Raw genomic sequence first — 20367 nt, 5'->3', positions numbered from 1 at the left:
TCACTAAAACTTAATCTTTGCTAGCGCGAGGCTTGCGAGGAGCAGATGATCTTGGTCCTCTGTTAGATGAGCGGCCACCTTTGGGTGGTGTGCCAGCACCGTCAACTGCTTTAAGGTTTAGACGTTGTCCACAGACTACAATCTTTTGTAGAACGGCAACGGTTTCTTTTGGTAAGCCGGCAGGAAGGTCAACAAAAGTAGCTTTGTCTTTGATCTCAATCTGGCCAATGAAGCGGCTTTCAATATCAGCTTCGTTTGCGATTGCGCCAACAATGTTACCTGGTTTAACGCCATGCTCTTGCCCAACGGAGAGGCAATAGCGTTGCATGTCTGCATTGGAGTTCTCACCTCGTTGTCTACGAGGTCTGCGTTCTCCGCGATCAGAGCGGCTATCTCTATCATCAAATGATTTAGGGCCACGAAGCTCTTTTTCACTGATAAGTAGAGGTGTTTGGCCTTGTAATAGTACAGCTAAAGCAGCAGCAATATTAATAGGATCGGTATCGTGTTCTTGCTGATACTCAGTTAGCAGGTCTAGATATTGAGATAGATCCTGGCTGTCCATCGTTTCGCTGATCTGCTGTTTAAAGCGATCCAAGCGTTTTACATTGATATCTGCTGCAGATGGAAGCTCCATTGGCTGAATTTTCTGACGTGTTGCTTGTTCAATCATGCGTAGCATGCGCTGTTCACGAGGAGCAACGAATAAAATAGCTTCACCAGAACGTCCGGCACGGCCTGTACGACCAATACGGTGGACGTAAGACTCTGTATCATAAGGAATGTCGTAGTTAAGAACATGGCTTATGCGTTCAACGTCAAGACCACGAGCTACAACATCAGTCGCAATAAGAATATCTAGCTTGCCATTCTTAAGGCGCTCAACTGTACGTTCACGCACTTGCTGAGAAATATCTCCGTTAAGTGCTTCGCAAGCATAGCCGCGAGCAGATAGCTTTTCTGACAATTCAGTGGTCGCAGATTTGGTGCGTACAAACACTAGCATTGCGTCAAACTGCTGCATTTCAAGAATACGAGTAAGCGCGTCTAGTTTATGAACACCGCTGACACGCCAGTAGTGCTGCTTGATTGTTGTAGCTGTCGCTGTTTTGCTTGCGATCTTAATTTCAACAGGGCTTTTAAGATGTTGCAGTGCTAACTTGCGAATTGCTTGTGGCATTGTTGCTGAAAACAGAGCAATTTGGCGTGTAGGTGGTGTGTGACTCAGTATCCAGTCAACATCATCAATAAAGCCCATGCGTAGCATTTCATCTGCTTCATCAAGTACGAGTGTTTGTAGGTTGTCTAGGACTAGAGAGCCGCGACGGATATGATCCATCACGCGTCCAGGAGTACCTACAACAACGTGTACACCGCGACGTAATTGACGTAATTGAACATCGTAAGCCTGACCGCCGTAAATAGGAAGTACATGGAAGTTAGGCATGTGACGAGCATAAGTCTGAAAAGCTTCGGCTACTTGAATAGCCAGTTCTCGTGTTGGAGCCAAAACTAATAGCTGCGGATTCTTCGTATTAATATCAATACGCGTCATGATAGGCAGAGCAAAGGCACCAGTTTTACCTGTACCAGTTTGTGCCTGTCCAAGCAGATCTGTTCCTTCAAGAAGGTGAGGGATACATTGAGCTTGAATTGGCGAAGGTGTTTCGTAACCGATCTCTTGAAGCACTTGCAACAAAGGAGCGGCCAAGCCCAGTTCTTTAAAGGCGGGCTGGTCGTCTAATGACATCTAATTGAACCTGTTATAAATCTAGGTCGATTAGATCGACCGGAATGGAATGATAATGAGGCATTATAGAAGGTTTGGCCCGCTTAGTACAGGCCGCAGTTTTAATGCGCTAATGGGATATAGGTATGTTTTGAGTAGAAAATACGCATTATTCATTTAGAGCAGCGGCTTAGCGTTGGTAATAAGCCATATTACTGGTTATTACTAAGCCACTCTCGTGTTTGTTGTGCTGAAATGTCTTTTAGTAAGACCGATTCTGCCAGCATTATCAGAAACTGATGGTCGAGTAGGAGGCCGCTGTCTAGTTCTTTGCATAGATAGCAGGAATTGTTTCGATGGTCTTTGTATTCGATGTATAAAAATAGAAAAGTGTTTGGTTTGCCAAGGTTGTCTTTTCGTTTTCCGTGGCTGCTCCAAATACGTAAAGGGCAGTTATGGGTTTTGCTATTGATAATCTGATCTAAAATTTGCTCATCAATAGAGGTGTCTTCATGGCGGGTCTGGCTTGGTGATAGATCCGCAGTAGGTTGGTGTGCTTCAAACATGTATGCCTCTGATATTAAAAAATCAAAAGCTGACGAAATAGAGGGCCTGGTTAATTGTCGATAGACCGCATCACCGAAATTCGGTATCCACCTTGCCCAGGTTGGCAGGTTGGCGAGGACGTCAGCCCTTCTCTTGATGTTGCATATAATTTAGCACCAAGTAATTTATGCGGCAAGAGTTGTGAGTGTATATATTTTATTGGGCTTTAAGCGGTTACCCAAAGAATGACTGCATCGTTCTCGCTGGTCGATGTGACCGCATGGCCCATTTCACAATCATAATATGCACTATCACCTTCATCTAGGTTGACGGGCTCGTAAAACTCTGAATAAAAGGTGATGCTGCCACTTATTACATAGAGAAGTTCTTCGCCTTCGTGTCTGACCCAATCGCCAAATTCTTCAAAAGACCTCGCGCGAATAGTCGTGCGATAAGGTAACATTTTTTTGCTGGTGAGCTGGTTTGCTAATAATTCGTGCTCATATGTTGGTGTCGGGTGAGGCTTGCCTTCTCCGGCGCGAGTAATGTCTCTCCTGCCGCCTGCACCGGCTGAGCGTGAAGGCTGGGAGAATAGCTGGGGTATATCAATACCCAGTCCTTTAACTAGCTTTGATACGGCAGTAAAGGTAGGTGATATTTGTTCGTTTTCAATTTTTGATAATGTAGAGCGGGCTAGTCCTGTTAGCTTGCTGGCTTCTTCTAGTGTTAGGCTTTGGCTTAGTCTAATTTCGCGAACCCGCTTCCCTAGCTGAAGAGGTTCAACTGTATCTTCGCTGGTCACACTTCGAGTGACATTGAAAGCAGGGTTTTCGCTGTGTTGGGGTAGTTGTTGGTCAGGCATGAATGTCTCCGTTTATTCTTATGTGTTCTCAGGTGAATCGTATTAGAGAGTCATCATTAATCTGAATATTGTTGGGTTTCGGGCGTGTTTTTGCAGATTATAGTGGATTTGAAAAAAAGTTTCTTATGTGAAAGCTGTGCTTGTCATTTATTTGCTTTAAAAGGAGCCGCAACGCCAATGCCTGATTTTCCGTTATTTTTAACGTAATACATGGCTCTATCTGCGCGGGTTAGAAACTGATCAAAAGTTTCTTCATGATTTTTGTAAATGGCAATGCCAATACTAGCGCCCAATTTGCTATGCGAATTGTTGAATTTAAGAGGTATTTCTAAACTGGCAAGAATTTTGTGGGCGAGGTGGTGTGAGCCTTCACGTGTGCTGTTCTCTAGTAGGATGAGAAACTCATCGCCTCCGAGTCGACCAAAGATATCACTGGACCTGAGTAACGTTTGCGTTTTCTTGGTAAAACGGATAAGTGCTTGATCTCCAGCCGAATGACCGTGAGTGTCATTTATAGCTTTAAAACCGTCAAGGTCTATATAGAGAATGGCGGGTGTTAAATCATTTCTCTTGGCAAGCTTTATGAACATATCTAAATAAGATGACAGTGCTGAGCGATTAGCCAGTCCAGTTAGGGAATCGTGCGTTGCTAAGTGGATAAGCTGTTCTTCAGCTGCGCGTCGAGTTGATACTTCGCGTTTTAGCTTTACGTTTAAGGAGAGTAAATAAAAACTAATACTGGCAAGTATTGTCATTAGGCCTAATGCAAAGTAAATGATGGGCTTCCAAAAGCTCCAATCTATACTGCTTTTATATTTATAGATAAAGCCTTCCAGGCTATGCTTATTTCTAATAATCCCGGCTTCAGTAAGCATGTCCGCCATATGTTGCCATCTTTTTGGATTCATGTGTCCGATTTCAATCAGCTCCGGCATTATAAGCTCGTGTGCCATGTTGAGCTCAAAGCGAAGGTGTCCTAAGTCTTTCTTGGTAGGGTATTCATTTTTGAAGAGTGTTATAGCTTCTTCTGGGTGGCTTAAAGCATACTGCCAGCCTTTAAGGCTGGCGGCGATGAATGCGTCTGTGCGTTTTTGGTGGGTGGAAATGGATAATTTATTAGTAATTAAAATGTCGCTGTAAAAATCAATGCCGTAGTCTGTAGGCTTGATTAAATAGTAAGGTATGCCCAGTTGTTCTAGAGCATAAGGTTCATTAGAGATGTAGGCGTTGAAAGCATCGACTTCATTATTAATTAGATCGTTAAGGTCAGTGCTGGTTGCTATCAGGTTAAGATCAAACTTCGATAATTTTTGCTGTTTTAATAGCAGCATTAGTTCGGGGTCCTGGGCGCCTGGGAATATCATGACATTTTTTCCGGCAAGGTCTGCGGGTTTTTTTATGCCTGACGAGCGTTTTGTGAGAAATACGCTAGGGGAGTGTTGGTAGATGGCTGCTAGTGCCGTGACAGGCTCTCCATACATGAAAGCGGTAAGAGCGTTGCTGTTTTCAACGCCATAATCTGCACGGCCGTTAACAACCTCTTGCCAAGGGATGATGCCTGGGCCGCCTGCTTTAATTGTGACATCTAACCCGGCTTCATCATAATAGCCTTTTGACTTTGCGGTGTAGTAGCCAATAAATTGTGCTTGGTGGTGCCAGCGTAGTTGAAGAGTCACCTGTTCTGAGGAAATAGCTGGTAGGGGCAAAAGGCCTAAAATACAAATTAAATAAAGTAATACCCGCACATGTCATTCCTTGATGAAAAAATTGCTGGTGCTTATTTAAAAGTAAGAGTCGTGGTGATGCAAATGAAAAGTAGCTAAAGAATATATGAGTATATAGTGGTCGGAGCAGCAGGATTCGAACCTGCGACCCTCTGGTCCCAAACCAGATGCGCTACCAGGCTGCGCTATGCTCCGACGAGTAGAACAGTATATAGGATATAAAGTTCTTTGGGATAAAATGGTCGGAGCAGCAGGATTCGAACCTGCGACCCTCTGGTCCCAAACCAGATGCGCTACCAGGCTGCGCTATGCTCCGACGTGTCGAACAATATATAAAATAAAGTTCTTTGGGATAAATGGTCGGAGCAGCAGGATTCGAACCTGCGACCCTCTGGTCCCAAACCAGATGCGCTACCAGGCTGCGCTATGCTCCGACACAATTCACAAGTTATTGGCTCCTCGAGCTGGACTCGAACCAGCGACCAATAGATTAACAGTCTACTGCTCTACCAACTGAGCTATCGAGGAACGACTCAACCTGTGGGCGCGTATATTAGTGATGGAGGCACATGTCGTCAAGCGAATTTTGCTAATTATTTTTAATAAAGTCATTGTTTTTAATCATATTAACTAACTTCTTATATTTCAGTGTTACATGTGGTGCAATATAGGCATTAATAGAGGGTGTACTTCTATACGAAGTGGTTGCTACGAAATAACAATATAAGCCGATTTGAATCTGCAAGAAAAAGCTGAATAGAGATGTGATATGACATGTATTACGGGTAAAGATGCGCCGTTAGAAGACTCAATAGAAAAAATGTCCCGCTTATTGTCAGAGTTGGGTTTTGATATAGAGGAGGTTAATTGGTTAAATCCTGTGCCCAATGTGTGGTCCGTGCATATAAGAGATAAGAGTTGCCCCATGTTGTTTACAAATGGAAAAGGGGCTACTCAAGATGCCGCCAGAGCAAGTGCGTTAGGTGAGTACTTTGAGCGCCTAAGCTGCAACTATTTTTTCTCAGACTTCTATCTAGGTAAAAATGTAGCTGAGGGTGACTTTGTTCATTACCCAAATGAAAGGTGGTTTTCAGTTGAGTCTGATGAAATACCAGAGGGCTTATTGGATGATGCAACATTAAGTCATTACAACATGGACGATGAGCTAAAAGCGCCCATGCTAATAGATACAAACTCAGGAAATCGTGAAAGAGGTATTTGTGCTTTACCATTTGTAAAACAGAAAGCGAATGAGGAGGTTTGGTTCCCCGTCAACATTATAGGTAATCTTTACGCTAGTAATGGTATGGCTGCAGGGAATACCTTATATGAAGCAAGAGTTCAGGCTATATCAGAGATATTCGAAAGGCATATAAAGAGCACTATCATCTCATCAGGCATTAGCTTGCCCAAAATACCGGATGAAGTAGTAGGGCGATATCCAAAAGTGCTAGAAGCAATAGCTGCGTTGCGTGAGCACGGTTTTGTTATTTATGTTCTAGATGCTTCGTTGGGTGGTAAGTTTCCGCTGGTGAATGTAACGCTATTTAATCCTGAGAATGGTGGTTGCTGTGCTTCTTTTGGTGCTCATCCAAAGTTTGAGGTGGCGTTAGAACGAACGGTTACTGAGTTGTTGCAGGGTCGTGCTCTTGATCAGCTATCAGATTTTCCTGAACCTTCTTTTGATATTCAGCTAGTCGCAGATTCTCATAACTTAGAAACTCATTTTATCGACTCAAGTGGATTGGTGTCATGGGAGTTGTTTTCTTCTGATGCAGATTATGAGTTTGTTGAATGGAATATAGAAGGGGATACAAAAGCCGAATTTGAACACCTGTGCTACCTGATTCACAAAGTAGATATGGATATATATATTGCAGATTATGAGCACCTGGGTATTTACTGCTGCCGTGTTATTGTGCCTGGTATGTCTGAGATCTATCCAGTAGAAGAGCTAGTATGGAATAACAATAATATTGGCGTGCCTATGCGCAACAGAATCATGACGCTAACTAATCTGACTAATCTAGAGCTCGAGGAGCTTTATGAGGAGTTGGCGGCGTTAGGTTTGGACGATCAGCAGTTGATCTCTGATCTTATAGGTATTGCTCCAGATGCGGGTAGTTGTTATGAAGGGCTTAGAGTAGTTGAGTTAAAGTGTTTAATTGCATTGTGCTTACAAGATCATGGCGTAGCACTTGAATGTAATGATTGGTTACTACAGTTTGGAGAGTTAAATAAGTCGCAGCAAAAAGTTCATCGCTGTCTTAACCAGATGTTGCAATTTACCTTGCTTGAAAAGAGCAAGACAGATGCCTTCTCAATAGTACTTAAAGACTTATATGGTTCTGACTTATTGGCGAAGTGCCAGGATCTTATTAATGGCAAGAATGTATTTGATCATTTAATGAATGTTGATATGGATTTATATCAACTTAAAAAGCACTCTTCACTGTTAGCCGCGTATGAGCGCCTTCAAAAAGCTAAGGCTTAACTCTTAACGTCATTTCTTCAGACTTTGATAGAGAGCAGGGTTATAGGTTTTAGTGCAAGCTAGAGCCGCCTGCTTGGGCAAAGTTTCTTACAGTCGACTATCCTGTACCACGGTACAATTTAAAAAAACAATTGAAATCAGTTAAATGGTCTGTAACTAGACAAAATTTCTATGGGGTAAAATCGCATGGCTACTGTTGTAGGATCTGTAAGCTTTATTGTTGGGCAAGCATATGCAATTAAAGCAGATGGAACGCAGAGACTTTTAGCACTGGGGGACGATGTATATGCTGATGAGGCTATACGAACGTCGCCGGATGCCAAGATTGAAGTATCCATGTCCAATGGTGAGTCGGTTGTGCTTGAAGGCGGGCAAAGTTGGCTGGTTACCGCTGAAACATATACATCCACCGAAAATTATCCTGTAGATAAAGCCGTAGTTGATGCTGAATTGGCATCAGTCGACGCTATTCAACAAGCCATCTTAGAAGGTCTTGATCCTACATTAATTGCTGAAGAGGCAGCTGCTGGTAATACAGCAGATGGCGGAAACACAGACAATGAAGGGAATACATTTGAGCTGATCGAACGAACAGCGTTAGAGGGTAACCCTGAAGCTGGATACGAAACTATTGGTTTGGCTCGGACACAACCTGAAATCATAAGAGAAGCCGGGTTGTTCAGCGTGGATACGGCGACGGCCGCCACGGTGGATATCAAAGATGACAGCCTCAACGATGACATGATCAGCAGCATCGACGACCCGAACCTCACCGTCCTCCAAGGCACGGTTGAAGCGGGTGGCAGCATCGATACCCTGACGGTCAGCGATGGCAATGGTAATAGTGGCCCGATCAGCAACCTGGTGATTGATCCGCTCACCGGTAACTGGACCGCGGTTGTGGATGTCAGCGGCCTCGATGACGGCACCCTGACGGTAACCTTAGATGCCAGCGATGCGTTAGGTAACACCGCGCCGCAAGTCAGCGACACGATTGAAAAAGACACCGTCACCACGGTCACCTTGGACCCGATTGCCGACACGGCGGATAACACCCCGACACTGGGCGGCAGCGGCGAGCCGGGCAGCACGATCGAACTGAGTGATAACGGCACGGTCATCGGTAGCACCACGGTGCAGCCGGATGGCAGCTGGAGCTTTACGCCAACGACCCCACTGAGCGACGGTCCGCATACCATCGTGGCCAGTGCAACCGACCCGTATGGCAACACCGACACGGCTAGTACAACTCCGTTTACTGTTGATACTTCATTCGTTACTGCATCTATTACTTTGGATGCAAGTATCACAACAAATGATGTTATAGATGCTACAGAAGCTGTAGGAGTAGTGGCTATTAAGGGTATTGTTGGAGGAGATGTTGCTGTTAATGATACGGTTACATTAACAGTTAATGGCGTCTCTACAACAGGACTTGTTTACGATGATGGAGGAACTCTGAGGTTCAGTATTGGTGTTATGGGGTCTGATTTGGTTGATGATCCTAGTTTGTTAATTAATGCCAGTGTTACTACCACGACGGGGGACTTTAATGGTGAGGCAACAGCAACAGATACCGAAAGTTATAGTCTGCAAGATACACCTATAGCTGTTGATGACAGTATTGATATGCTTGAAGATTCTTCGGTTTCGGGGACGCTTGCTGCTAATGATACGCCGAGTTTAGATGGTGGGAATATTTGGGCGCTAGCAACCAGTGCATCCAATGGAGATGTTACGGTTAATCCTGATGGCTCTTATAGTTACACACCTATAGCAAATTTTAGTGGCACTGACTCATTTACTTACACTATTACAGATGCAAACGGTGATGTGAGCACAGCAACAGTGACGGTTAATGTTAGTCCTGTTGATGATGGCGCACCTGTTGCTGGAGATGACGCGTTTACTACAACATTAGGCACCCCGATAATCATTACTGAGGGCCAGTTGCTCTCTAATGATGTGTTGGCTGATCATGCAACCATTACTAATGTGAGTGCGGTAAGTAGCGGTTCACTGGTTGATAATGGTAACGGGACTTGGACTTATACTCCAACTGTTGCGGGACCTGCTAACTTCACTTACACATTAACTGATGATGACGGTGAAACCTCTACAGCAACGGTTGACCTAACGGTTGTCGATCCTATGGATGACTTGGCTACTGTTTATGAAAGTGCTTTGACTGATGGTACTGGCGGCGGCAGCACTATTGCTACGGGTAATATTCTTGATAACGATAGTGGCGGCTCTTCTATCTTGAATATTGACGGGATTGTTGATGGTGGTATTGGCGATACTGATGACCGCTCAGGGTATATTGGTATAGATACTAGCCTTGGGTCTTTAGTGGTTGATTCCTCTGGGGCTGATGCTGGTGATTATACATATACGTTGAATAATGCTGCTGATAATAGTGCACCAGCCGATGATTTGGCGGTTACTGATTCGTTTAATTATGTCTCAGATACGACCTCAGCGTCGCTTCATGTGAACGTCGTTGATGACCAGCCACAAGCGTTTGATCGTGTTGTGAATGTGACGGAAGATGCGTTACCTGATTACAATATTGTTTTGGTTTTAGACGTGTCGGGTAGTATGTCGCAAGCGCAATACGGTGGTCAGGTTCGCCAAATTAATGCTGATGGTACAGTGGCTATTAATACTCGACTTGATTTAGCTAAAGAAGCGATGGTCGGTTTAGTTTCTGAATACTTTAATCAAGCTCAAAATGTATCGATTAAAATTGTTACTTTCGCAAGTGGCTCTAGCATTTTGAATGGTAATGTTGCTTTTACAGATAAAACATCAGCAGTGAGTGCTATTGAATCCATTAATGGTAGCGGTGGTACTAACTATGAAAGTGCTCTAAATGCTACTCAAACTGCATTTGGTACAGTCGATAGTTCGGTTGAAAACTTGGTCTACTTTATATCGGATGGTGCTCCTACTGCGGGTAATACGTCAGACCCCGTTGGTGCTTCAGGTTACGATACCTTCCTCAACACTAATGATATTAAATCTTACGGTGTTGGTGTTGGTACGGGTATTTCAAATACCGGTGCGTTGGACTCGATTCATAATGTCGACTCGGATCTAGACGGTGTTGTTGACCCGGCAATCATAGTGCCTGATTTGAATCAGCTTGAAGACACATTGATATCCACAATCCCGGTAGCGGTTGGTGGTAATTTGGTGGGTAGTGGTAATGTTAATAGTGCACTGGGTGCTGATGGAGGGCATGTCCAAGAAGTGACTATTCGGCTTGATAGTAATTCAGATGGAACACCGGACCAAGATGTTACCTTCACTTATAATAGTACGACAGACGAAATATCAGAGAACAGTGGTTTCTTAATGGGTTTTCCTACTACGGGTGACTTACTGACATTGGATGCTACTACAGGCTTTAACTTCGGCTCATTGACGTTTAATTTCAGCACTGCTGATTATACGTACTTCACCGGAGGTACTGCAGGGCAAGGAGATAGTTTTGATATTTCGTTCACTGCACAAGATGGGGACGGAGACATAACGCCCCCCGTATCACTGACATTCAACGTTGTAGATGGTCAGCCAGTAGCGAACGCAGATATAGATACACTGTTTGCTAACCAAACTTCATTTCAAGGTAATGTTATTAGTGGGTTAGGGACTGACGGTGGTCTAGCTTTGGGTAATAAGGTGACAGAGTTTGCTCCTCAGGGTACAGGCGTTGATGTTGCTGTTGACGGCTCTTTGGTGAGTTCAATTACTTTCGCAGGGCAAGTATTTAATTTAGGGACTGATTCGACTGGCAGTGGTGCTGATTATAGTTACAGTGTTTCTGGAGGCCGTCTCACATGGGCGCATGATTTTGACGGTAGCTCGTTAGTATTTAATGAAGATGGGTATTATCAATATGCCCCTCCTGCTGCAGACTTACCCACATCTTTAACATCATCAACAGTTAACGTTGGTTTTTCAGCAACCAGTACTTCAGGGAGTAGCCTCTCTCAGAATGGTGTTGTCATGACGGGTGTTGCTCGGGATTCTACTACTGATAACGCTGGTGTTCGTATAACGTCTGACGGTGTTGGTGTGCAGGGCGGCAGTAACAGTACAAGAATCGATAATCTTGAGACTCTGGTATTAAATTTCGATCGTTCAGTTTACGAGAATGGTGTCACTAATATTGGCTTTAATGTTGATAATAGTAATAGTAATTTAGGAGGGTCACGCGCTTTAACTTACTCTGTTTATCACATTGATGGTTCTTTGTTGGGACAATATTACAGTAACACTGAAGCTCAGTTTCAACTGCCGTCTGAATACAGCAATGTAGGACGAATTGAAATTACGGCGTCAAGTGATGCTTATGCCAGCATGTATGGAATGAATTTTGATCCTGTATTGATAGATGCAACCGCTGCTGAAATAGCACCTGTTGAGATTGGGTATACGTTAACGGATGTTGATGGAGATAGCTCAAGCACTACGCTAACGTTAAGAACAGTCAGTAATACTATTGTTGGGGATGAAGCTGATAATACGTCTCTAACAGGGACCGCTGGTAACGATAGGGTAGCAGGGCTTGCTGGTGACGATGTTATTAATGGTGGCGCAGGTAATGATATCCTCGAAGGCGGTGAAGGTGATGACATTCTCATTGGTGGCTTAGGACATGATCAGCTTGTCGGTGGTGCTGGTGATGACTCACTTAATGGTGGTTCGGGTAATGATTTGCTTATTGGCGGCTCAGGGAATGATATTTTAAGCGGTGATTTAGGTGCTGATATCTTCCAGTGGTCTCAATCAGATAAAGGCATTAGCGGAACACCTGCGATAGATCGTATTACTGATTTTGATTCTGTTGCGGCAGCTAGCGGCGGTGATGTATTAGACTTAAGTGACCTGTTACAAGGTGAAGATGCGTCTGATCTAGGCTCATTACTTAACTATCTACACTTTGAGCAGGTAGGAGCAGATACGGTTGCTCATGTTAGCTCTAACGGAGGTTTTTCTGGAGGCTATAATGCTGGAGCTGAAGATCAGACAATTATCTTCCAAAATACGGACTTGGTAGGTAGCTTTACTAATGATCAGCAAATAATAGAAGATTTACTAGGAAGCGGAAAATTGATTGTAGATTGATTTTCATAGCTACTTGATATTTCTCAAGCCTCGGCCTAATGCCGGGGCTTTTTTATTTATCTAGTAGGGAGATATGCTGCTTTTCGTTATACTGATGTTTTTAATGCAACCATTGAATTTTTAGCTAATGACTGAACAAATTGATACTGATGTAAGTTTGGATAAAAAGATGAAAGTCCGTCAAAATAAACTTCAGAAACGCTTACGTCGAGAAATGGGTAAAGCCATAGAAGATTTCAACATGATTGAAGATGGCGATAAAATCATGGTGTGCTTATCGGGCGGTAAAGACTCTTACGCTATGCTCGATATTTTAATGAATTTACAGCGTAGTGCGCCTATCTCATTTGAGTTGGTCGCTGTGAATCTCGATCAAAAGCAACCAGGTTTTCCTGAACATATTTTGCCGGCATACCTTAAATCAATAGAAGTGCCATTTCATATTGTTGAGCGCGATACTTATTCTGTGGTGAAGTCTGTTGTACCAGAAGGGAAAACAACCTGTGCACTTTGCTCGAGATTGCGACGGGGAACTTTATATGGCTTTGCTGATGAAATAGGAGCAACAAAAATTGCATTAGGTCATCATCGAGATGATATTCTCGAAACATTTTTCTTGAACATGTTTTATGGTGGGAAGTTAAAGAGTATGCCGCCAAAACTGGTCTCTGATGACGGTAAGAATATGGTTATTAGGCCGCTTGCTTATGCGCGTGAGAAAGATATTGCTGAATACGCTGCACTGAAAGAATTCCCCATCATTCCATGTAACTTATGTGGCTCACAAGATGGGCTACAGCGACAGGTTATTAAAGAGATGCTACAGACGTGGGATAAGCAGTCGCCTGGTCGAATTGAAACGATGTTTAGGTCTTTGCAGAATGTTGTTCCATCACATTTAGCTGATACTGAGGTTTTTGATTTCAAGTCGTTAGAGGTAGGGTACCGTCACGGAATTACTCCATCAATGCAAGGGCCTGCCAAAACAAGTGATGTGCCTGAAATGATAGATATTTTATCTGTATAACTTTGCTAAGTGAGTAGGTAAAAGTAATTGTCCTACTTACTTCTTTCTGTCAGTCTAAAATTGGTAAGAGAGTGGTATATAGTTTAAAAGAGTCGATTCGCTTCTTATCTTAAATGAGGGTAAGTTAGCTTTAAAGTCTTATTATCTTAATCAGTGATTTCAAACTCATGAGGGAATATGAGCGGAAGTAACAGTAAGCTCCATCCAAGAGCCGTTTATCTAAGGAATTTACTTATTGCGCATGTGACTGGGCGTAATGTAAATGAATCTGATTACCATAAACTCAGGCATTATTTTATGGGCTTGCCTGAGACGAGCCATATTGTGCCGAGCTTAGTTGTGGAGCATGAAGACCTGCCTAGTTTATGGCATAGCATGAGATATAACTATGCTTCACATGAGGATAGAAAAGCTTATGTCATTGGTGAGTTTCAGGTTTTTCTTGATCAAATAGCCCCAGTGGGAAGTGACGAGCAAAACTCTTCGGGTATAGGCTACCCCGTTATTGATGATAAAAAACTGCAACAAACATGGAATGACTGTTTAGAATTGCTGATTAAAAGTCCAGATACGGCTATTGGGCAAATGAAATCCTTGGTCGAAAACTTATGCTATCAACTTTTAAAAATTCTAAAAGTTGTTCCTGACCCTCAGCAGCATAGTTTATCTGCATTGGTAACCTTAACTGAGCGTTCTTTACTGCTTTCACCGGGTAAAAAATACCACTTGGTTGTTCATAAATTAGTGACCAGTTGCGGCGAAACACTTGCTGCTATCGATAGCTTTACGCTTGATTGCACAAAAATCACACCTCATGCATCTACTCAAAATAATGATGAAGCACTGGTGCTTGTTGGCTTATATGGTAACTTGGCATCATTGTTGCTGTCTGCTTGGCGAGTTCGGGACCTTCTTAAAGAAGGTTCAATGCAACGATAAGTAGGCGATGATTATATTGAAGTGTTGAACTGAGCTTTATTATTTGGAGAGTTGTTTTGTATGAGTGATTTAATACAGCGAGTTGATACAAACGGAGTTGCAACACTGGTTTTATCAAGAGCCTCTGCGTATAACAGCTTGTCTTTGCCATTGATGGAAGCATTGATAGTCGAGTTTGATGCAATAAATGATGATATGTCGGTACGCGCTGTCATTATTAAAGGTGATGGCAAGGGTTTTTGTGCAGGGCATGACCTTAAGGAAATGCTTGAATCTGGTGAAGAGGCTTTTTATGAATGTACTTTCAATACTTGCTCTCAGATGATGCAACGAATAGTAAGTCTTTCTATTCCAGTTATTGCACAAGTACATGGTGTGGCTACAGCAGCAGGCTGCCAGTTGGTCGCGAGTTGTGATCTTGCGTATGCGGCAGAGTCAGCAAGGTTTGGTACTCCGGGTGTAAACATTGGTTTGTTTTGTTCAACACCTATGGTGGCATTATCGCGAGCGGTGTCTCAAAAGCATTCAATGGAGTTACTTCTTACCGGTGGGCTTATTGATGCGTCGCGTGCAGAGCAGATAGGGTTGATCAATCAGGTCGTGAGTAACGATGCTTTAGATAAGCATGTATTGGCTGTTGCATCCTTAATTGCCAGTAAGTCACGCAAGACCCTTGCTATAGGGAAGTCAGCTTTTTATAAGCAAAAAGAGCAATCTCTTGAAGATGCATACGTGACATGCAGTAAAATTATGACTGAAAATATTATGCTTGATGATGCCAAAGAGGGTATTGATGCTTTTATAAGCAAGCGAAAGCCGGAATGGCAGCACTGTTGATCTATTTTAAGCAATAGATTTATTTTCTGTTTCTGCAACCAAAAGATAGATGAAATACTTAATTCATCTATCTCAATTTAATGCCTTCATTATTATAAAGTAATTAAACAAAATCAAAGCTGTAAGCCTCTCTCTGCAAAGTTTATAAACGATAATACACCACCTCTTTAATGCTTTCGTCATGTCTATTTCTCTAACAGCTAAACTAGAACCTGTTTGCTATATCACGTGATCACCAATCACGTGTTAGACAAATTGTGTATTAGAAATATGCAATGTTGGTTGTTATTTAAACTCTTTTTGATTTAGGATGTTCTAATGTTGTATGTATATTATATGCTTATGCAAAATAATAATAAGAGCTTGGGTGTTGTAAACAAATAGCTTTAAATCTTTTGATTACAGGCTTCCCAGAGAAAAAATAGATAGCAGCTACCACAAGATATAAGCGTACATATAAGAGCTATACATAATAATAAGCAAAAATTTAGCAAGAACAGTTGGAGGCGCAATGTCCAAGATAATCAAGAGGCCTGGTACTCGTGAGCTGATGGTGCAGCTTGCAAAAGAGTCGGATGGGTTGTCGATCAACGAAAGACGAGATTTTTTGAGAAAAGGAATGATGGCCCTCGGTGGGGGGGCAGCGACAATGGTTGCTGGTACAACGATGGCTCAAGGGGGCAATCTTCCACCGATGGAACCTTCATGGGGAAAAATGTTAGGCCACGGTGTTGTTGAGTTCCCATACGGTCAGCCTTCTAAGTATGAAAGTCACGTTGTGAGACGTACGGTTCCTTGGTTGACTGCTGAATCTATCTCTTCAATTTCAATGTCTCCATTACAAGATTTAAAAGGTATTATTACACCCAATGGGCTTGTGTTTGAGCGTTATCATGCGGGTGTACCACAGATTAATCCTGAAGAGCACCGCTTAATGATTCATGGCTTAGTTGATAGGCCAATCATTTTCACGATGGATGATTTAATGCGCTTCCCATCGGTCTCACAAATAAAATTCATTGAGTGCCCCGCTAACGGTGGTATGGAGTGGAAAGGTGCTCAGATGGAAGCACTGCAGTTTACTCATGGCATGCTAAGTTGCTGCGAATGGACCGGCGTTCCCCTGCGAACTCTGTTAGAGGAAGTTGGGGTTCAAACTGAAGGAAAATGGATTTTAGCTGAAGGTGCTGATGGTGCGCATATGAGCCGTTCAATACCTCTTGAAAAGGCATTAGATGACACGCTCGTTGTTTATGCACAAAACGGTGAAATGCTTCGCCCAGAGCAAGGTTATCCTCTTCGGCTTATTAACCCAGGCTGGGAAGGAAACACGTCCATCAAATGGCTGCGTCGTTTAGAAGTGGGTGATAAGCCATGGTATCACCGCGAAGAAACCTCTAAATATACTGATTTAATGGCAGATGGGCGTGCTCGCAAGTTTACTTTTGTTCAAGAAACTAATTCAGTTATTACTAATCCATGCCCTGAAAACCCGATCAAGAATAGCGGTGTTATTGAGATAGAAGGTGTTGCTTGGTCAGGAAGAGGAAAAATAAAACAGGTTGATGTTTCGTTTGATGGCGGCATTAGTTGGACGCCTGCGAAACTGAAAGGGCTTGTTTTATCTAAAGCTCTGACGCGTTTTAGTTTGGTGACTAAGTGGGATGGCCAACCATGGCTATTACAGGCAAGAGCTATTGATGAAACTGGTTACGTTCAACCAACTTTAAAGCAGTTGCGAGAAATACGCGGCGGTAATTCTATTTACCATAAGAACTCAATTCATACATGGAAAGTTGCGGCCAATGGGGAGGTCACTAATGTTCAGATCTCTTAAAAAAACGTTATTAGCATCCATCGTAGGGGCTGCTTTATTCGTCCCGTCTTCTGTTTATGCGGGTGAGAAATATAGCTTTGGTAAAGCGGCGACTGCTGAAGAAATTGCAGGATGGGACATTGATATCCGTCCAGATGGAAAAGGCCTTCCTAATGGTGGAGGCAGTGTTGAAGATGGTGAAGTATTATATGAGCAACTTTGTGCAACTTGTCATGGTTTATTTGGTGAGGGTGAGGCACGTTGGCCGGTACTGGCGGGTGGTTTAGGAACGCTTACGGAAGAGCGACCAACAAAAACTGTGGGTTCTTATTGGCCATACGCATCTACCCTGTATGACTATATTCGTCGGGCAATGCCATTTACTGCTCCGCGTTCTTTAACGAACGAGCAGACATATCAGTTGACGGCTTATGTGCTTTATCTTAATGAACTCGTTGATGAAGACTTTGTGTTAACACACGAAAACCTAGCGCAAATCCAGATGCCGAATAAAGATGGTTTTTTTGTCGACCCTCGTCCTGATGTTAAAAATATCCGTTGTATGAAAGACTGTGATGACCCTTCTAGAATGAAAATTGAGGGGACCCTAAAAGGCATTACGCCTGTCGGGCACTTTATAGAGGGAGCTGATGCGCCTGCTGCTTCTCACGAAGGTCAAGAAGATTTAGAGCGTGAAAAAGCACATGCTCGTAAGGCTGCGCTAACCGGAGAAGAGGTTCAAGAGGAGGCTGTGCCTGAGGCTGTACAACTGTCTGATAAAGCTATTGCCGGTAAAGAAACTTTTGATAATGCGTGTAAAGTTTGCCACGGTTCGGGTATTGCCGGGTCCCCAAAATTGGGTGATATCGAGGCGTGGGCTCCAAGGGTAAAACAAGATCTTGCAGTGTTAGTTGAGCATGCTATTAAAGGGTTTAGTGGGGCTTCTGGAATCATGCCACCTAAAGGTGGGCGTGTAGATTTAAGCGATCAGCAGGTTGAAGAAGCAGTCAACTATATGGTTGAATCAAGTAAATAGCGCTAAGCTTATAAGGCGTTTGCATAAGCGCCTTATTCTATATAACAATAATAAAATCTGTCAGTTAAGACAGTTCAAGAGGAGATAAGAATGCGCAAACTGACCACCTCTATGTGCGCAGCAAGCTTGTTAGCTCTCATTGCTACAACGCCTGCGATCGCGATAACAGCTGAGGAAACCGTCGCAGAAGGTAAAGCGGTCTATATGGGTAAATCAAGAGGTAATTGCATCTCTTGTCACCAGATCAATGACCCTGATGCGAACCTTGCTGGTAACCAAGGGCCTCCTATGGTTGCTATGACACAACGTTTTCCTGATAAACGCATGCTACGTGCGCAGGTTTGGGATGCGAGTAAAAATAACCCAATCACTATTATGCCGCCACTTGGCAAACATTGGATTCTTTCTGAAGAAGAGATTGATGCAGTGGTTGAATATATATACCAATTTTGATGTACCCCTAGGGTGTGTAAGAGGATTAGAGAGATGAGTATAGATCGTCGTACTGTGGTTAAGGCCATTGCAACGGGTGGTGCGTTAATTGGTGCTAGTGTGTTAATGCCACGTATTGCACTTGCTGCATGGAGCAAAGACGCATTTGAAGCAAAAGAGCAAACCGCTGCCATGAATGCTTTATTCGGCTCTGATGGAGTAGAAGAGAGTGCTGAAGTAAATTTAAAAGCGCCTGATATTGCAGAAAATGGTGCAGTTGTCCCTGTCACAGTGACTTCATCGATGTCCGGAGTTGAGTCAATGAGTATTTTCATTGAAGGAAACCCATCGCCACTTGCAGCTGAGTTTATGATTCCTGCTGGCACTAAAGCAGATGTGTCTACTCGTGTACGGATGGGGAAAACAACGAAAGTAACGGCTGTTGTGAAAGCCAATGGCAAACTATACAGCGCGGCTAAAGAAGTAAAAGTTACTATCGGTGGATGTGGCGGTTAATACGGATTGGAGAGACTCGAAATGGCTAAGAAAATGTTAAAAGTAAAAGCAAAAGCGTCCGGTGATAAAACCAAAGTTAAATTAATGGCTAAGCACATTATGGAATCTGGACAACGCAAAGATAAAAAAACGGGTGAGTTAATTCCGGCGTTGTTTATACAAAACCTGACAATAAAACATGCAGATAAAGTGGTATTTGAAGCAAACTTGGGGCCTGCAATTTCAAAAAATCCTTACTTGGCGTTCTCATTTGATGGCGGCGCAAGCGGAGATGAGTTGTCGATGACGTGGACTGAGAACTCGGGAAAGACAGGCACTGAAGTAGCAGCTATTAAATAAACAGAGTTAGACCTCGATTGAGTAGGTCTGCTTAACCCATCGATAAAGGGTGGAGTATTAGCGAATGAAAATAATAAAAAATATTACGATCGGTCTGAGTCTTCTGATAAGTTCTCAGTTGGTTTTTTCAGCACAACCTAGCACGACATTAGCCTCTGTTAATCCAGAAGCTGATCGAATGGCGCTACAAAATTTCTTTAAGAAACGTTTTCCTGATGCGGAATTAGCGGACTACGTTAATGGTATCTACGCAGTTGATGCAGACTCAAGGGCGCAATGGGAAGAGCTTGAATCCTTCCCACCTTATGAGTTTGATGTTGAAGAGGGTGAGCGCTTATTTAAGACAGCGTTTGCTAACGGTAAAGGGTATGCGGATTGTTTCGAAAATGGAGGGGTTGGTATACGCCAAAACTTCCCTTATTGGAATAAAGAAGCCGGCACTGTGAAAACCTTAGAGCAAGAAATAAACGAATGTCGTGAAAGTAATGGTGAGAAACCATTGAAGTGGGGCAAAGGGCCTATTGCTCAGGTCTCTGCTTATATGGCTTGGACCTCTCGTGATAACGTGTTTGATATAAAAATTCCAGAAGGTGATGACGGGGCGCTTGCAGCTTACTTAGAGGGGAAGAAGTTCTTTTACACGAAACGTGGTCAATTGAACCTGTCGTGTGCAAATTGTCATCTACAAGGATCAAATGTGCGGATACGCGCAGATCTTGCAGGCCCTGCATTAGGGCATACTAGTCACTTTCCGGTGTTTCGTTCTAAGTGGGGAGAGCTAGGTACATTGCACCGTCGTTACAAAGGTTGCCATAAAGATAGTCGCTCTAAGCCTTTAGACATGCAACATGAGACATTTCGAAATCTTGAATATTTTCAGACATACATGAGCAACGGTCTTGTTGTAAATGGTCCTGGTTCACGTAAATAGGAG

The 20367-nt window shown here is 43.2% G+C and carries 15 protein-coding genes, 4 tRNA genes and 1 riboswitch; of the genes, 11 read left to right on the top strand and 8 right to left on the bottom strand.

Annotated elements, in window-relative coordinates; all coding sequences use genetic code 11:
• Nucleotides 1-10: 10 nt before the first annotated feature.
• The 8 genes from NEJAP_RS11630 to NEJAP_RS11595 all read right to left on the bottom strand — a co-directional run bounded on the left by NEJAP_RS11630 (nt 11) and on the right by NEJAP_RS11595 (nt 5389).
• Nucleotides 11-1750: a DEAD/DEAH box helicase gene (locus tag NEJAP_RS11630; protein WP_201347401.1), complete on the bottom strand. Its 1740-nt coding sequence runs from the start codon at nt 1748-1750 to the stop codon at nt 11-13.
• A 191-nt stretch (nt 1751-1941) separates the two neighbouring features.
• On the bottom strand, nt 1942-2295 hold the full coding sequence (locus NEJAP_RS11625) for a hypothetical protein (protein WP_201347400.1): 354 nt from the start codon (nt 2293-2295) through the stop codon (nt 1942-1944).
• Nucleotides 2296-2335: 40 nt separating this feature from the next.
• Nucleotides 2336-2440: riboswitch (SAM-I-IV-variant riboswitch) on the bottom strand.
• Nucleotides 2441-2501: 61 nt separating this feature from the next.
• Nucleotides 2502-3137 carry a helix-turn-helix domain-containing protein gene (locus NEJAP_RS11620; protein ID WP_201347399.1) on the bottom strand — a complete coding sequence of 212 codons (636 nt, stop codon included), beginning with the start codon at nt 3135-3137 and terminating at the stop codon, nt 2502-2504.
• Nucleotides 3138-3280: 143 nt separating this feature from the next.
• Nucleotides 3281-4882: a GGDEF domain-containing protein gene (locus tag NEJAP_RS11615; protein WP_201347398.1), complete on the bottom strand. Its 1602-nt coding sequence runs from the start codon at nt 4880-4882 to the stop codon at nt 3281-3283.
• A gap of 97 nt (nt 4883-4979) precedes the next feature.
• Nucleotides 4980-5056: transfer RNA gene (locus NEJAP_RS11610), tRNA-Pro, on the bottom strand.
• A gap of 44 nt (nt 5057-5100) precedes the next feature.
• Nucleotides 5101-5177: transfer RNA gene (locus tag NEJAP_RS11605), tRNA-Pro, on the bottom strand.
• Between the two features lie 41 nt (nt 5178-5218).
• Nucleotides 5219-5295, bottom strand: a tRNA-Pro gene (locus NEJAP_RS11600).
• Nucleotides 5296-5313: 18 nt separating this feature from the next.
• Nucleotides 5314-5389: transfer RNA gene (locus NEJAP_RS11595), tRNA-Asn, on the bottom strand.
• 241 nt (nt 5390-5630) lie between these two features.
• Here NEJAP_RS11595 and ycaO point away from each other — a divergent pair.
• The 11 genes from ycaO (at nt 5631) to soxA (ending at nt 20364) form a co-directional block, all read left to right on the top strand.
• On the top strand, nt 5631-7355 hold the full coding sequence (ycaO, locus tag NEJAP_RS11590) for a 30S ribosomal protein S12 methylthiotransferase accessory factor YcaO (RefSeq protein ID WP_201347397.1): 1725 nt from the start codon (nt 5631-5633) through the stop codon (nt 7353-7355).
• A 186-nt stretch (nt 7356-7541) separates the two neighbouring features.
• Nucleotides 7542-12491: a retention module-containing protein gene (locus NEJAP_RS11585; protein WP_201347396.1), complete on the top strand. Its 4950-nt coding sequence runs from the start codon at nt 7542-7544 to the stop codon at nt 12489-12491.
• 127 nt (nt 12492-12618) lie between these two features.
• Complete coding sequence (gene ttcA / locus NEJAP_RS11580; RefSeq protein WP_201347395.1) at nt 12619-13518, top strand: tRNA 2-thiocytidine(32) synthetase TtcA; 900 nt, start codon at nt 12619-12621, stop codon at nt 13516-13518.
• 177 nt (nt 13519-13695) lie between these two features.
• Nucleotides 13696-14457, top strand: a complete 762-nt coding sequence (locus tag NEJAP_RS11575; RefSeq protein ID WP_201347394.1) for a hypothetical protein — start codon at nt 13696-13698, stop codon at nt 14455-14457.
• A gap of 60 nt (nt 14458-14517) precedes the next feature.
• The gene (locus tag NEJAP_RS11570; RefSeq protein WP_201347393.1) at nt 14518-15294 is read left to right on the top strand and encodes an enoyl-CoA hydratase; all 777 of its coding nucleotides are present in this window, start codon (nt 14518-14520) and stop codon (nt 15292-15294) included.
• A gap of 511 nt (nt 15295-15805) precedes the next feature.
• A complete protein-coding gene (gene soxC / locus NEJAP_RS11565) occupies nt 15806-17131 on the top strand; it encodes a sulfite dehydrogenase (RefSeq protein ID WP_201347392.1) in 1326 nt (441 codons plus the stop codon).
• Nucleotides 17115-18146 carry a c-type cytochrome gene (locus NEJAP_RS11560; RefSeq protein ID WP_201347391.1) on the top strand — a complete coding sequence of 344 codons (1032 nt, stop codon included), beginning with the start codon at nt 17115-17117 and terminating at the stop codon, nt 18144-18146. The genes soxC and NEJAP_RS11560 overlap by 17 nt, the downstream gene beginning before the upstream one ends.
• A 90-nt stretch (nt 18147-18236) precedes the next feature.
• Nucleotides 18237-18599: a sulfur oxidation c-type cytochrome SoxX gene (soxX, locus tag NEJAP_RS11555; RefSeq protein WP_201347390.1), complete on the top strand. Its 363-nt coding sequence runs from the start codon at nt 18237-18239 to the stop codon at nt 18597-18599.
• 33 nt (nt 18600-18632) lie between these two features.
• Nucleotides 18633-19094, top strand: coding sequence for a thiosulfate oxidation carrier protein SoxY (gene soxY, locus NEJAP_RS11550; RefSeq protein ID WP_201347389.1), 462 nt, complete (start codon nt 18633-18635; stop codon nt 19092-19094).
• Nucleotides 19095-19115: 21 nt separating this feature from the next.
• Nucleotides 19116-19433, top strand: a complete 318-nt coding sequence (gene soxZ, locus NEJAP_RS11545; RefSeq protein WP_201347388.1) for a thiosulfate oxidation carrier complex protein SoxZ — start codon at nt 19116-19118, stop codon at nt 19431-19433.
• Between the two features lie 64 nt (nt 19434-19497).
• Nucleotides 19498-20364 carry a sulfur oxidation c-type cytochrome SoxA gene (gene soxA, locus NEJAP_RS11540; RefSeq protein ID WP_201347387.1) on the top strand — a complete coding sequence of 289 codons (867 nt, stop codon included), beginning with the start codon at nt 19498-19500 and terminating at the stop codon, nt 20362-20364.
• Nucleotides 20365-20367: the final 3 nt, after the last annotated feature.

Origin of the sequence: Neptunomonas japonica JAMM 1380, from assembly GCF_016592555.1 — a bacterium.
Lineage (GTDB): Bacteria > Pseudomonadota > Gammaproteobacteria > Pseudomonadales > Balneatricaceae > Neptunomonas > Neptunomonas japonica_A.
Note: the sequence above shows the minus strand (reverse complement) of the source record. Positions and strands in the feature narration are given on the sequence as shown.